This window comes from Pontibacter aydingkolensis (assembly GCF_019443125.1).
In the GTDB taxonomy this organism is placed as follows: Bacteria; Bacteroidota; Bacteroidia; order Cytophagales; family Hymenobacteraceae; genus Pontibacter; species Pontibacter aydingkolensis.
In genome coordinates this window covers 35,868-49,957 of record NZ_JAHYXK010000001.1, presented here as the reverse complement: position 1 = coordinate 49,957, position 14,090 = coordinate 35,868, and the positions used below count along the sequence as shown (strand labels likewise).

At 44.6% G+C, this 14,090-nt stretch carries 12 protein-coding genes; 6 read left to right on the top strand and 6 right to left on the bottom strand.

The annotated features are described in order from the left end of the window. The first annotated feature begins 75 nt into the window (after positions 1-75). From K0O23_RS00220 to K0O23_RS00210, 3 genes are all read left to right on the top strand, one after another. Positions 76-3,225 (top strand): SusC/RagA family TonB-linked outer membrane protein, encoded by a 3,150-nt coding sequence (locus K0O23_RS00220; protein WP_219875337.1) that lies wholly within the window; start codon positions 76-78, stop codon positions 3,223-3,225. Between the two features lie 18 nt (positions 3,226-3,243). Further along, positions 3,244-4,710 carry a RagB/SusD family nutrient uptake outer membrane protein gene (locus K0O23_RS00215; protein ID WP_219875335.1) on the top strand — a complete coding sequence of 489 codons (1,467 nt, stop codon included), beginning with the start codon at positions 3,244-3,246 and terminating at the stop codon, positions 4,708-4,710. Positions 4,711-4,882: 172 nt separating this feature from the next. After that, complete coding sequence (locus K0O23_RS00210) at positions 4,883-5,482, top strand: ribonuclease HII (protein WP_219875333.1); 600 nt, start codon at positions 4,883-4,885, stop codon at positions 5,480-5,482. Between the two features lie 62 nt (positions 5,483-5,544). On the opposite strand, the gene K0O23_RS00205 is transcribed toward K0O23_RS00210, so the two are convergent. Both K0O23_RS00205 and K0O23_RS00200 read right to left on the bottom strand, forming a co-directional pair. After that, positions 5,545-5,979 carry a response regulator gene (locus tag K0O23_RS00205; protein ID WP_219875332.1) on the bottom strand — a complete coding sequence of 145 codons (435 nt, stop codon included), beginning with the start codon at positions 5,977-5,979 and terminating at the stop codon, positions 5,545-5,547. Positions 5,980-6,029: 50 nt separating this feature from the next. Next, positions 6,030-7,499 (bottom strand): sensor histidine kinase, encoded by a 1,470-nt coding sequence (locus tag K0O23_RS00200; RefSeq protein WP_219875330.1) that lies wholly within the window; start codon positions 7,497-7,499, stop codon positions 6,030-6,032. A 410-nt stretch (positions 7,500-7,909) separates the two neighbouring features. On the opposite strand from K0O23_RS00200, the gene gcvT reads away from it, so the two are divergent. Together gcvT and K0O23_RS00190 are read left to right on the top strand one after the other, a co-directional pair. Beyond that, positions 7,910-8,998 (top strand): glycine cleavage system aminomethyltransferase GcvT, encoded by a 1,089-nt coding sequence (gene gcvT / locus K0O23_RS00195; RefSeq protein ID WP_219875328.1) that lies wholly within the window; start codon positions 7,910-7,912, stop codon positions 8,996-8,998. Between the two features lie 47 nt (positions 8,999-9,045). After that, positions 9,046-9,795 (top strand): 2-phosphosulfolactate phosphatase, encoded by a 750-nt coding sequence (locus tag K0O23_RS00190; protein WP_317195613.1) that lies wholly within the window; start codon positions 9,046-9,048, stop codon positions 9,793-9,795. A 442-nt stretch (positions 9,796-10,237) separates the two neighbouring features. On the opposite strand, the gene K0O23_RS00185 is transcribed toward K0O23_RS00190, so the two are convergent. The 3 genes from K0O23_RS00185 to K0O23_RS00175 form a co-directional block, all read right to left on the bottom strand. Then, entirely contained in the window at positions 10,238-10,564 is a 327-nt protein-coding gene (locus tag K0O23_RS00185; RefSeq protein WP_219875326.1) for a nucleotide pyrophosphohydrolase, read from the bottom strand. Position 10,565: 1 nt separating this feature from the next. Next, complete coding sequence (gene dtd / locus K0O23_RS00180) at positions 10,566-11,024, bottom strand: D-aminoacyl-tRNA deacylase (protein ID WP_219875324.1); 459 nt, start codon at positions 11,022-11,024, stop codon at positions 10,566-10,568. Between the two features lie 353 nt (positions 11,025-11,377). Then, on the bottom strand, positions 11,378-12,025 hold the full coding sequence (locus K0O23_RS00175) for a hypothetical protein (protein WP_219875323.1): 648 nt from the start codon (positions 12,023-12,025) through the stop codon (positions 11,378-11,380). 135 nt (positions 12,026-12,160) lie between these two features. Between K0O23_RS00175 and K0O23_RS00170 the strand changes: the two genes are divergently transcribed. Continuing rightward, positions 12,161-13,051, top strand: coding sequence for an ATP-grasp domain-containing protein (locus K0O23_RS00170; protein ID WP_219875321.1), 891 nt, complete (start codon positions 12,161-12,163; stop codon positions 13,049-13,051). A gap of 127 nt (positions 13,052-13,178) precedes the next feature. Here the strand turns inward: K0O23_RS00170 and K0O23_RS00165 are convergent, their stop codons facing one another. Beyond that, on the bottom strand, positions 13,179-14,060 hold the full coding sequence (locus K0O23_RS00165) for a universal stress protein (protein WP_219875320.1): 882 nt from the start codon (positions 14,058-14,060) through the stop codon (positions 13,179-13,181). Between the last annotated feature and the right edge of the window lie 30 nt (positions 14,061-14,090).

Below are 14,090 nucleotides of genomic sequence, written 5' to 3'. Positions count from 1 at the left end.
CCTTTTTTTAGCTTTTAAATACACTTATAACAAACCTTTTACTTACCTATTATTCACCTTAATTCAAAAACTTAAATGAGAAGACTATTACTCATGAGTTTTGTTTTGACGCTCACCCTGCTCAATCAGGCAGTTGCGCAAAGCAAAACCGTGTCTGGTACTGTAACCGACCAGACTAATTCACAAGGGCTGCCAGGCGTTGCAGTCGTTGTTAAAGGTACTTCTGTGGGTACAACCACAGCTGCCGATGGCTCTTATACTATCAATGTGCCGGCTAATGGCACCACGCTGGTATACCGCTTTATAGGTTACCTCCCTGTAGAGAGAGTAATCGGAAACTCTACTTCCATTAATGTGGCGATGGCTTTAGACAATAAGCAGTTGCAGGAAGTAGTTGTAACTGGTTATTCTACCCAAAAAAGAGAAGAGTTTACAGGTGCAGCGGCATCTGTAACCGGCGAGGCTATCAAAGATCGTCCTGTGCAAAGCTTTGTTCAGGCTTTAACCGGCCAGGCCGCAGGTGTTAATATTGTACAGCCAAACGGTGTACTTAACAACCCTCCAGTAATCCGTATCCGTGGTATAAACTCTATCTCATTAAGCTCATTTCCACTTATTGTAGTAGATGGTATTCCGATTTCTACAGGAGATATATCGCCTAACGCAGCAGCAAATAACCCGCTTGGCGATATCAACCCTTCAGATATTGAGTCTATCGATATTCTGAAAGATGCTGCCTCAACATCTATCTACGGATCGAGAGCTGCAGCCGGTGTTCTAATCATTACTACTAAGAAAGGTAAACAAGGAAAAGCCAAAGTATCTTACGATGGCTGGGTTGGTACAGGAGTAGCTGCACGTCTGCCAGAGATGTTAAATGCGCAGCAGTACATAGAGTACAAAAACGAAGCTGTGCGTAATGCATTGTCTGTAAACCCGGCACTTGTGCCTGTTGCACAGCGTGATGCAAATGGCGTAAGCTTTTTCCCTGGCGACGGCAATGTAGACACGAAGTGGTATGATGAGATTTACCGCCGTTCAGTTTCTCAGAACCATGCTATGTCAATTTCTGGCGGAAATGATAACACTTCTTACTATTTCTCGGTAGGTGTTACTGATCAGGATGGCTTTATTAAGTCTAACTCATTTAACCGTAAGAACACAAGATTAAATATTAACCACAAAGTAACCGACTGGTTTAACTTCAGAGGTAACGTGACTTACACGAACTCCATGAACGAAGCCCCTCAGACTGGTTCACTTCCAGGATCATCTTTTGCTTCTTCTGGTTTGGCGCGTCTTGCACAGGTTTTACCTCCTAACATTGCTCCAAGAAACCCTGATGGCAGCTACAATATTACTGGTTCAAACACAATTGGTCAGGGTAACAACCGCGCTGCGATTACTTTCCAAAACCCACTTCCAATTATTGAGCTGAACACAAACACATCTGAAAACACCAGATTGATCTCTAATATTGGCGGTGATTTTACACTTTTTAAAGGTCTAACTGCTAAAACAACATATTCTTACGATAGAGGAAACACAGAGAACATCCAGTTCTGGAATCCTAAGCACGGTGATGGCTGGAGCTGGGGCGGTTATGCCTATAACAACACGGCTAGAAGAGAGAACTGGAACTGGGTTAACACTTTACAATACCAGACTACTTTTGGCGAGAAGCATAACCTAAGTATTTTAGCAGGTAGCGACGTTCAGAAAATATCTGTAACTAACTGGGGTTCAGTGCGTCAGACGCTTACAGATGTTGGGTTTGATGTGTTCCAGGCTGGTTATACTACTAACGTAGCTGGTGGTAACGGTATTGGCATGAGAGCTTATGAGTCTTATCTGTCAAGCTTAAGCTATAACTATGGTGGCAAGTATTTCCTGAGTGCAAACTTCAGAAGAGACGGTAACTCTGCTTTGGCAACAGACCAGCGTTGGGGTAACTTTGGTGGTGCATCAGTAGGTTGGTCACTGTCGGAAGAGGAATTCTTCAAGAACAGCTCGCTTGCAAACACTGTATCAAATGTTAGATTCAAAGGTAGCTGGGGCCGTGTAGGTAATGGCAACCTGGGTGACGACTTTGGTTCGTTCTCATTATTTGGAACAGGCTTATATGGAGACATCTCAACACTAGCGTATTCACAGGCTGGTAACAGATTCCTTTCTTGGGAAACAAGTGACCAGACCAACATCGGTTTAGACTTAGGCTTCCTGAACAACAGAATTACGTTAGAGGCTAATTACTATAACAACGATGTTAACAACCTGATCCTGGCTGCGCCACAGGCTCCGTCTAAAGGTATCCCTGGTAACAGCATTCTGACTAACGTTGGATCTATGTACAACAAAGGTTTAGAATTTGCCTTAGGTGCTACACCAATAGACAGAGGTAAGTTTACCTGGAGAACTAACCTGAACCTGACACTTAACAAGAACGAGGTTACTGCCCTGGCTGGCGGAAATGCGCCAATCCCTGGTGTTACTCAGCTAGAGACAGCCAACCTTACAAGAGTAGGCAATTCTGTTGGTAGCCTTTGGGTAGTAAGAACAAATGGTGTTAACCCACAGAACGGTAGAAGAATCTTCATTAACAAAGAAGGTAAAGAAGTGCAGTACCTGCATGGTGGTGGCGCCAACGCCTGGACTTACCTGGATGGAACCAAGGCTCCTCAGGTAACTGCAGCTGATGCGTCTGCGATGTACAACACATTGCCAACCTGGTACGGTGGTTTCACAAACAACATTACTTACGGCAACTTTGATCTGAGCTTGTTGTTTACTTACTCTGGTGGTAATTACATCTACAATGGTTCACAGGCAGGTTTAAGAGACCAGCGTTTCTGGAACAACCACACAGACGTGTTAAACCGCTGGCAGAAAGAGGGAGACCAGACGCACATCCCTCGTCCGATCTTCGGCGATAACCAGTCTAACGGTTCTGCATTCCCGCTTGATATTAACGTAGAAAAAGGTGACTTCCTGCGTCTGCAGAACACTGTACTTGGTTACAGGCTGCCAACTCAGTTATTTGGCAAAACCGGTATCTCTTCACTGAGAGTTTACGGACAGATCGACAATGCTTTCTTAATCACAAAGTATAGCGGCGTTGACCCTGAGATTTCTACAAATGGTAATTCTAACCTGGCTCCAGGCGTAGAGCGTAACACGGTTCCTCAGGGAAGAATGTTCACAATGGGTGTTAACCTGGGCTTTTAATCTTTAATTTCCTTATCAATGAATATACTTAACAATAAAACGAACAAAAAATACTTGCTAAGGCTGGCCTTATTAAGTATTCCTTTGGCTGGGGTTATGTCATCCTGCGCAGATGATTTCCTGGAGGCAACTCCACGTACTGAAGCTTCAGTAGAAAGTGCGTTTGACACCCCTGAACGAGTAGAAGCACAGGCAAACGGCCTTTATGCCACTATCAAATCGGGTGCTTTTCTTGGTGGCCGTTATCAGGTTTACAATGATGTACGCGCAGAGGAATTCATCAACCGTCTGAACAATGGTGTAACCGGAGCATGGGCATATCAGCACATCATTGGTGGCGATGATACTTATCTGACGAACTTTTGGATCACAGGATACCTGGCAATTAACAGATCTAACCTGTTTCTGGAAGGTTTGGATGCGAACTCTTCTAAAATAGATCCTGCAAAGCTGTTGAGTTACAAGGGAGAGGCAAAGTTTGTAAGAGCTTTGACTTATTTCTACCTGGTTCAGATCTATGCAAAGCCTTATGTGCTGGATAATGGCGCATCTCCAGGGTTGCCGCTACGCTTAAAAGGCGAAACCGGTCCTGAAAATAATGGCTTGGCAAGAAGCACTGTTGCTCAGGTTTATGCTCAGATCCTGAAGGACCTGAACGAAGCTGAGGCCGAACTGCCTGCTAACTATAGCTCTGGAAGCCTTAATACTACCCGTGCACATAAGAATACAGCAATCGCCCTTAAAACGCGTGTATACTTGACAATGGGTAACCATGCCAAGGTAATCGAAGAAGGTAACAAGATTGTATCTGCAACTGCTCCATTCACTTCTCCTAACAGAGTGGCACATGCACTGCAGCCAGATATCAAAACTGTTTTCACGAACTACACAACAACAGAGTCTATACTGTCTATGCCAATGACCAATAACAGTGCACCTGGTACACAAAACCAGTTGGGCTATTATTACAATGGCGCACCAAACGGTAACAGAGAGTATTACCTGAACGTAAACCCAACTGGTATCACAGGTATCTATACTCATCCACAGTTCAGAGATACGGATGTTCGAAAGACAGGCCTGACAGCTACTATCTCAGGACAGCGTTATGTTACAAAGTTTAGTGGTGTTACTCCATTTGTTGACTGGGTTCCGCTTATCCGTTACTCAGAGGTACTTTTGAACCTTGCTGAAGCAGAGGCTACAGTAGGTAGCGAGACCCGTGCGCTTGCATTATTACTTGCTGTACACCACCGCTCTGACCCTACCTGGGTATTCGTTCCTGCTTCTAAGGCAGAACTTATAGACGCTATCCTAACGGAGAGAAGAATAGAGTTACTGGCAGAGGGTTTCAGAACAAATGATATCATGAGAAGAGGTCAGGCTATACCGTCAATTGGTGCCGGTGCATTGATCCCTACAACTGATAGCAGATACACTTTCCCTATTCCGACAAGAGAGTTCCAGACTAACCCGCTTATATAGTCTGTACTAAAGATTTTTCTCATATATTTCTAAAAGCCCGCCGTCGCTTGACTGGCGGGCTTTTCTTTTGCCCTGGGAAATGTTTTATTCTATTGCTTTGTTTACTCTAAATAAATTTAGCCTGTTAAATTTGCAGCAGCTGAGTTTATACTTTTAGTCATACTTTATACTTATGCTTTTATCCAACTATAGCGGCTATACTTTAGAGGCTGGCATTGATGAGGCAGGCCGAGGCTGTTTGGCCGGGCCTGTAGTGGCAGCAGCTGTTATACTTCCCGTAGATTACAGGCATCCGCTTTTAAATGACTCCAAGCAGCTAAATAAAAAGCAGCGGGAACAACTACGTGAGGTTATACTTCAGGATGCTGTTTGCTGGGCAGTAGGGGAGGCAAGCCCAACAGAGATTGATGAGGTAAACATACTTAACGCAACTTACCTGGCCATGCACAGGGCAGTTGCAGGTTTGCAGCAGCATCCGGAATACCTGCTTATTGACGGCAACAGGTTTAAAACAAATTTAACTACGCCTTATGCCTGCATTGTAAAAGGGGATGGAAAGTACCTGGCTATTGCGGCTGCATCAGTGCTGGCAAAAACCCACCGCGACGATTATATGTGCAGCCTTACTGGAGAATGTGAAAAGTATGGTTGGGCCCAAAATGCCGGTTACCCGACCAAACAGCACAGAGAGGCTATAGAAAAATATGGCGCGTCTGCATACCACAGGCAGTCTTTTACCTTACTCTTTAAGCAACTGCCTCTTTTTATATAAACTTCTGCACCAAATCTATACTTACCGGTACTAATTTATACTGGCTGTAAGTATAGCAAGCGCTATTTCATTTTAATCAGATCAAGGAAAAGGCTGAAGCTATCCAATGATGAGTGGCTGTTCTCGAAACTATCAAAGGTGAGTGGCTTAACTATATAGCCGGCTACATTCAGGCGCTGGGCAGCCATTCTGTCGGTTTCCTCATTTGAGGTAGTCATGATAAATACAGGGATATGGCTGAATTCAGGCTCTCGTCTAAGTTCTGTTAAAAACTCGATGCCGTTCATCTTGGGCATGTTAATGTCCAGGAGAATAACACTTGGAGCCGGAGAAATCTTAGGTGTGCCCTCGCCACGCAGCATACTAAGAGCCTCACGGCCGTTACGCGCCACGTGTATCGGGTGATCTATATTGATTTTTTTAAGTTCGCGTTCCACGTTCATAATATCCAGGTAGTCATCTTCTACTAAGAGGATATTTACTTCTTTGTCAGTCATTTATATTTACTTATGGTGCGTTTAATACAAAAATACTAAAATTATACTTCTCATGCCTTACTTTTTGGCCACGTAAAGGTAAATGTGGCACCCTGCCCGGGCTCAGAAGTAAGCCATATGGAGCCGCCCTGCCACTCCACAATCTTCTTAACGATAGTTAAGCCCACACCAGTACTTTCCACAGCGTCGCGTTCCTGCAATGTTTGAAAAATAACAAAAATACGGTCATGGTACGTAGGGTCAATGCCAGGTCCGTCATCAGATACAGAGAAAACATGATGGGTTTCTTCTTCGTGATGGCGTATTGTAATATGGCCTTTTTCTTTGTCGTGATACTTGATGGCGTTACTTATCAGATTACTGAAAACCTGATGTAGCTGTATACGGATTGTGTGAAGTACGGGCAGGTTTTCCTGCACATCAAAAGTGAATTTTCTGCCAGGTGACAGCATATCAATCACTTCTACCAGCAACTCATTAACATCTACTGTCTCCTCTACCTGGCCGGTACGGCCAATACGTGCCAGGGCAAGTATACCGTTAATAAGATTTTCCATCCGGTGAACTCTCACACGCATCATCATAAGGTATTCCTGCACGTTAGGCGGCAACTGTGAACCCATGTCCTCTTCTACCCAACGCGATGCTACTTCGATGCCCCGAAGTGGTGCCTTTAAGTCATGTGACACAACATAGGCAAACTGATCAAGTTCTTTGTTCTTTCTGTCTAGTTCCGAAAAGGTTTCGTCGATGGTGGCAGACATCCGGTTAAGTGAGTGAGAAAGCTGACTAAGCTCGTCTTTGGAAGTATCGATGATCTGCGTTTTATAGTCGCCTTGTGATATTTGCTCGGCCAGCTTTACCATTTTATTGATCCGGTCTGAAATGATCCGGATAATATAGTAAGCCCAGCTTAAGGCAAGTATAACCGATAGTGTGGTAAGTATGGTAGATACCTGGCGCGTAGTATCTATACTATTGTTAAGGCGTTGCCGGCGCTCTTCACGAACCTGGTACTCAAAAGCATTAAACTCGCGAAAAGTAGTACGTATCGAGTCTGTTATTGCTTTCTCTCCCAATACCAGGCTATCTATTCTGCTTGTAAAATCCTGGTTACTTGGAACTGTATCGGCACGGACCATGGCGATTAACGGCTCTGCGTAGTTCTCCTGAAACTCTTTCTGCAGCCGTATGATCTTATCTATTCTTTCTCCCTGCTCTGGTGTATCTACAGTGTAGCGTTTTGTTTCATCAAAAAGGTTGGCCAGCATATCTTTAGCCTGGTAGTATGGGCGCAGGAATGTTTCGTTCCCGTTAAGCAGGAACCCGCGTAAACCTGTTTCCATATCAATGATATTTCGCTGCAAGGCAGCGGAGTTACGAATAACTGTCTGTGAGCGGGTTACCCATTGCGAGTTTTTTATCACATCTTCCGAAAGCTGGAAGTTAACAATGGCAACAGCAGTAAATAATACCGAGATCAGAATGAACCCGACAAATAGTTTTACAGATAACTTCATGAATTAAATACCTATCATAGCAAAGACCAGCCACCTGTAGTACAACAGGCAGACAACTAGCTGACATATCCCTTAAAGGCAAAGCAGATTAGCTCAAGCTAAAGCAGGGAATGTTCATGGCAGGATATACAGTAAAACTATACTGGAGGTACAGGTGTGGGGAGTATGTATGTTGGTTGGTTAGATGATATCATTTCTTTGGCTAATTATACGGTAGCAATAACGGGAAACAGCAATATAGAGTTTGTTATTATTTTGCACTATTTTTGCCTCTTTTCAAGATTTTTTTCTTTAAATGTAATATAATAAACCTATTATTAATATACCAAGATGGCGAAGACAATTAATTTCGGATGCGGTTGAAATTTAATTAATTTTGTCTCTTAACTTCTTAGAACAGCTTTACCGAAATGGAACTTAAGAAAATAGCTTTAAACGATGTACACGAGGCGCTTGGTGCTAAAATGGTGCCTTTTGCCGGATATAATATGCCTGTGCGTTACTCATCAGACCTGGACGAGCACAACACGGTGCGTAATGCAGTTGGTATTTTTGATGTGTCGCACATGGGTGAGTTCATGCTGCGCGGCCCTAAAGCCCTGGACCTGATCCAGCGTATTACTTCTAACGATGCCTCTAAGCTAAGCGATGGTAAAGTGCAGTATTCGTGCTTTCCGAATGAGCAGGGCGGCATAGTAGACGACCTGCTGGTATACCGTTTAGGCGAAGAAGAGTACATGCTGGTGGTTAATGCCTCTAACATAGATAAAGATTGGGCCTGGGTAAACAAGTATAACACAGAAGGCGTGGAACTGGAAAATATCTCTGATGAGATGTCTTTGTTTGCCGTACAGGGGCCAAAAGCTATTGAGGCACTGCAGCCACTAACAAAGTTAGATCTTGCCAGCATGGTGTACTATACTTTTGATAGAGGTGAGTTCGCCGGTGTGCAGGATGTAATCGTTTCGGCTACGGGCTATACTGGCTCTGGCGGTTTTGAGATATATGTTAAAAACGAAGACGCCAAAAAAGTGTTCGAGGCTATTATGGAGGCTGGTAAAGAGCATGGCATCAAGCCAATCGGATTAGGTGCACGCGATACACTACGCCTGGAGATGGGCTTCTGCTTATACGGCAACGACATCAACGACACTACCTCACCGTTAGAGGCTGGATTGGGTTGGATCACGAAGTTTGACAAAGACTTTACGAACTCAGCCAACCTCAAGGCTCAGAAAGAAGCAGGCGTGCAGCGCAAATTAGTTGGTTTTGAGATGCTGGAGAAAGCTATACCAAGAGCACATTACGAGATAGTAAATGCAGGAGGTGAGCAGATTGGTGAGGTAACCTCCGGCACGATGTCGCCATCTATGGGCAAAGGCGTTGGTTTAGGTTATGTTACTACTGAGTTCAGCAAACCTGGTTCTGAGATCTTTGTGCGCGTTCGTAACAAGGATATGAAAGCACAGGTGGTTAAACTGCCTATCCTAAAGAAATAGTTAATCGTTGATCGTTATTCGTTGTTCGATTTTCCAATTAACGAATAATGATCAACCAACAACGAAATAAAATGCCAAGTATAGATGTGTGCTATAGCCCGGAGCTGTTGCACTTGTATGATTTGAAGGGAAAGGCAGTGGTGGCAGTGGATATTCTGCGTGCTACCTCTACAATGGTTACGGCTTTTGCGCATGGCGCTACGGATATTTTCCCGGTGATGAAGCTGGAAGAGTGCCAGGCCTATGCTGCTAAAGGTTGCCTGATAGCCGCAGAACGTGACGGTGTAAAAGCAGAAGGTTTTGACCTGGGCAACTCTCCGTTTGCCTACATGAACGGCAATGTGCAAGGCAGAACTATCGCCATTACTACGACAAACGGCACACGTGCTATCCATTTATCTATGGAGGCTGATGAAATAATTGTAGGTTCTTTTCTGAACCTACAGGCAGTAGCTAATCATTTGCAGGAACTACAGTTGGATGTGCTGATTGTGTGCGCCGGCTGGAAAGGCAAGTTTAACCTGGAGGATACCTTGTATGCCGGTGCTTTGGTGGAACGCCTGCAGCAGGCTTTTTCTTTTGAAAATGATGCTACACTTGCCTCGCTATACTTGTACCAGACTGCCAAACAAGACTTAGTAACTTTCCTACGCCAGTCCTCGCACGTTCGCCGCCTGGAGAACCTCGAAATACATAAAGACATAGAGTTTTGCCTGCAGCACGATAAGTTTGGTGTTTTACCAGTTTGGCAACAGGATAGGCTGGTGGACATTGGAGTTAGAGAGGTAAAGGGGTAAAAAGGTAGAGAGGGAAAAGGTGGAAAATTGGGTATTACCTCATGTAAAAGACGCAATATTTTGCGTCTTTTACATTAAACCCTGCCTTGAGTTTAGCGAAGCGTAACTTGTGGCTATGCATGAGGCCAGTTTGTAAAGGCTTTCTGCGTGAGCAGAAAAGTATACTTTAAGAGATTTATACTTTCTGGGTAATTCCCCTCTTGAGAGGGGTAGGGGTGTGTTATACTTTACCGATAATTATCAAAGTATAAAGTATAGCCTGGGCCATCACAATACTTGTTTTTTCAAAGCAAAGCAGTTGAAAACTGCTGCCATACTTAGCTGTTCTAAGAGCTTCCGGAACCGCATTGAAAATCTCTCATGTAAAAAGAAGCAAAATATTGCGTCTCTACGAAAGGTAACTCTATACTTCTCTACCTTTCTAACTCCCAAACTCTCTAACTCATTTCAGTTTCTCATTTTCCTTATGGCGCTGTCTGTCGCGGGTGGTCTTTTTCTCCAGGTTTTTTTGTAGCGCCTCTGTTAAGTTGATACCGGTTTGGTTGGCAAGACAAATCAATACAAAAAGCACATCAGCCAGTTCATCGGAGAGTTGTTTGCCTTCATCGCTTTTCTTAAAAGACTGTTCGCCATACTGCCGTGCTATGATGCGGGCCACTTCGCCAACCTCTTCGGTAAGTATAGCTAAGTTGGTGAGCTCGTTAAAATAACGCACTCCGTTCTCTTTGATCCAGTTATCAACTATGGCTTGTGCTTCTGCTATGGTCATGTTAGAAGTTGTCTTTATTTTTAGTGTCCATGATTATAGTTACAGGGCCGTCGTTTAACAGCGATACTTTCATGTCGGCACCGAACTCACCAGTTTGTACGGGTTTGCCCAAAACGCTTTCGAGTATAGTTACAAAACGCTCGTACAAAGGTATGGCAATAGCAGGAGGAGCAGCATTAACATAAGAAGGGCGATTACCTTTTTTTGTGTTGGCATATAGCGTGAATTGGCTGATAACAAGTATATCTCCCTGCACATCCTGCACGCTCAGGTTCATCTTATCGTTCTCATCGCTGAATATCCGGAGCTGAGCAACTTTGGTAGCTAACCACTTCAGGTCTTCTTCGGTATCGTCAGGGCAAATGCCAACTAAAAGCAACAGGCCTTTATCAATCTGGCCTTTTATCTTTTTCTCTACCTCAACAGATGCCTGTGTTACCCGCTGAATTACTGCTCGCATACTTATACTACTCGTTGGTTCCTGGGCAAAGGTAGGAATTGATTGTTTATTGCTGGTTGCTGATTGTTAAATTTCAGTGTGAGACAACTACCCCAGCTGTACACCCCAGTCCTCTCCTAATAACAGGTGAGGAAAGTCCTGGTACTACTACGTCTTGCGTGATCATAATAGTGTCTGTCTTTCCCTTCATTTTGTCATCCTGTAAGGATCCTGGTAGAAGGGAGGTTAAGCAGTTGCACTGAGTTTATACTTTTGCTAAAGTAGTGTCAGAACTCCTATCCTTGGTTAAGGAGGGGCAGGGGTGGTTGGACCCGGTATTGCAAACCAACAATTGAACAATTAGCAAATAACAATTAATCAACATACCCCTCATACAGGATACGGCTTACTTTACCATTTTTGAGGAAAAAGTGCAGGGTGGTGGGGGCGCCTTCGTAGCCGGAGGCAATTACTTCGTTGGGATTTTGAGTGATCCTGATATCATTGCCAAAGGTTTTTAGCTTGCTCATAAGCTCTGCCTGCGACATGCCCACGCGCATGTTGTTGCGAAGCGTAATGTCGCTGTTCTTGATATCGGCTACCTGTAAAAGGAGATCACCTGTCTGGCTTGGGGCATAAAACTCGAGCATAGAGTTGCCGAAGCGGATGGTAAAGATCGTGTCGGTAACAGTAGAGCGGTGGATATTTTCTATCGGATCGGCATCAATTGTAAAGTCGGAGTTGATGCGGTCGTAGTAGGAGCTCAGGAAATTTCCTTTGCTGCGGTTTGCCACAAACGGGTTACCCAGCAGGCTTACCGTAGTCGGTACTGCGTTTCTTTTTGTAGAGGTAGTGTCGGCTTCAAGGGTTGTTTCGCGCTCACGGGGCATGTCGTTCTCCCCATCTACAGTAGAATCAGAGGAACATGCGGAGGCAATGGTGTTTACCAGGAACAACAGGATCATCAGCCTTATAGTGAGGCTGTATTTCCAGCGGCAGCTGATGAAGTATAAAGTAGACATGGTAAACGTAAGTAGGCGTTAAGAAATTATACCATACATACGAGTGCTGCCTGCTTAAAAGTTTTGACTAAAAGTAGTTTAGCCAGTAGTATCTGCGCCTGTAAAAGCATAATTTTGCGCAAAGATTACACAAATATGAATATTCAACAAATAGCACTCATAACTTATTTTAATACCGGCAATTTTAGCGGAATTTCTGATCAGGAGAACGATGACCTGTATAACTACCTCACCCAAAAAGGGCTGTCTGTATCTTACCAGATATGGGACGATCCGGAGGTGGACTGGAAGCAGTTTGAGCTGATCATTCTTAAATCGCCGTGGGATTACTTTGATAAAATAGATGCTTTTTATGCCTGGCTGGATAAGCTGGAGCAATTAGGCTGCCGTGTACTGAACCCGGTGCAGACAGTGCGCTGGAATGCCGATAAACGCTACCTGAAAGATGTGCAGGACAAAGGCATGAAAATAGTGCCTACGCTGTGGCTGGAAAAAGGTAGCACGTTTAATGCAGCAGATGCGTTTGCTACACTTAGTTCAGAAAAAATCATTGTAAAGCCAAGTGTGAGCGGTGGTGCTAAAAATACCTTTGCCCTTTCGGCATTAGATGCCGAAGCCAAAACGGAAAGTATAAATGAACTGCTTCAAGAGGAGGCATTTCTGGTGCAGCCTTTTGTAGAGGAGATCAAAACGAAAGGAGAGTGGTCGTTTCTGTTCTTTAACGGTGAGTACAGCCACACAGTACTCAAAACAGTAAAACCCGGCGATTTCAGGGTGCAGCATTTCTTTGGAGGCACCATTCATACACCAGAGCCACCTGCTGCGCTGTTAGAGGCTGCGCATAACATAGTAGATAATTTTGCACAAGGCTGTCTGTATGCCCGCGTGGATGGTGTGGAGATAAACGGTGAATTGCACCTGATGGAACTGGAACTGATAGAGCCATTCCTGTTTCTTGCAACCAGCGAGGGCGCTTTGGAACGCTACTACCAGGCGGTGCTGGAGCACTTGCAGGTTACGGCCTAAGGTAGAACACCTTGTGACTTTTAGACAAAAGACTGCATGACAAAGAACTCTGAAGTTTCAGTATAACAACTACCTATTTTGTCACAAAGTCTTTTGTCAAATTGTCCTTTACAATCCTGCTACGCTTTTATACTTCCTCCGGAGAGTGGAACACCAGCAACGGTACCTCCGACTCCAGTACAAGCTTCTGCGCCAGGCTTGGGTTTAAAATGGAGCTAAGACCACTGCGTTTGTGCGTTGTAAGGGCAAGCAGGTCAATCTGTTGCTTTTGGATGTACTCCTGCAAGGTCTTGGCTACATTATCACCCTCCAGTAAAGTATAATTTATACTTGCCTTCGGGTGATGCTGCGCGAATTTCTCCTGTAAGGCGGTGAGGTTCTGCTGGTCCTGTTTGCTGTCTGACTTGCTGATGTGCACACAATGCAGGCGGGGCCTGAATGGCTCGAGCAATTGTAGCAGTTGCGCTATGACCCTGCTGTCGGTTTTGTCGAAGTCGGAGGCATAGGCTACATTTTTCAGTTGGGTGCCTTCGTAGGAGAGTGGTATAGTAAGCACTGGAATATTTAGCTCCTGCACTACCTTGGTAGTAACTGTGCCAAAAAAAGAACGGGAGAAATTAGACTCACCTTTGGTGCCCATAATTACCAGGTCGGGTTTAAAGCGTTTTGCTTCGTCGAGTATCACCTCTTCAGGCAAGCCATGTATAAAAGCGCGGTCTATTCGGGTATGGGTATTTCGTACTGATGCCTCTGTGCGCATGAGCTGGTAAAGTTCTTCCAGTTCATCCTCTGCTTCTGTCACGTTCCGGTTTATAACACGCTCTGCCACTTCCTCCGATGCAGTCATTTCAAGAGGCGGAAGGTCCGTATCAGCGTCTGCAAGATAATCGTGGGAGCAGTGCAATAGCAGTAGTTGTGCCTGTGGAGCAGCAGTGGCCAGTGCCAGGGCATAGTGGCTGGCTTTAGTGGAGTTATCTGTAAAATCTACCGGAACAAGAATTTTATACATGGGTCTCTTCGTTTTGGATATTTATACGTG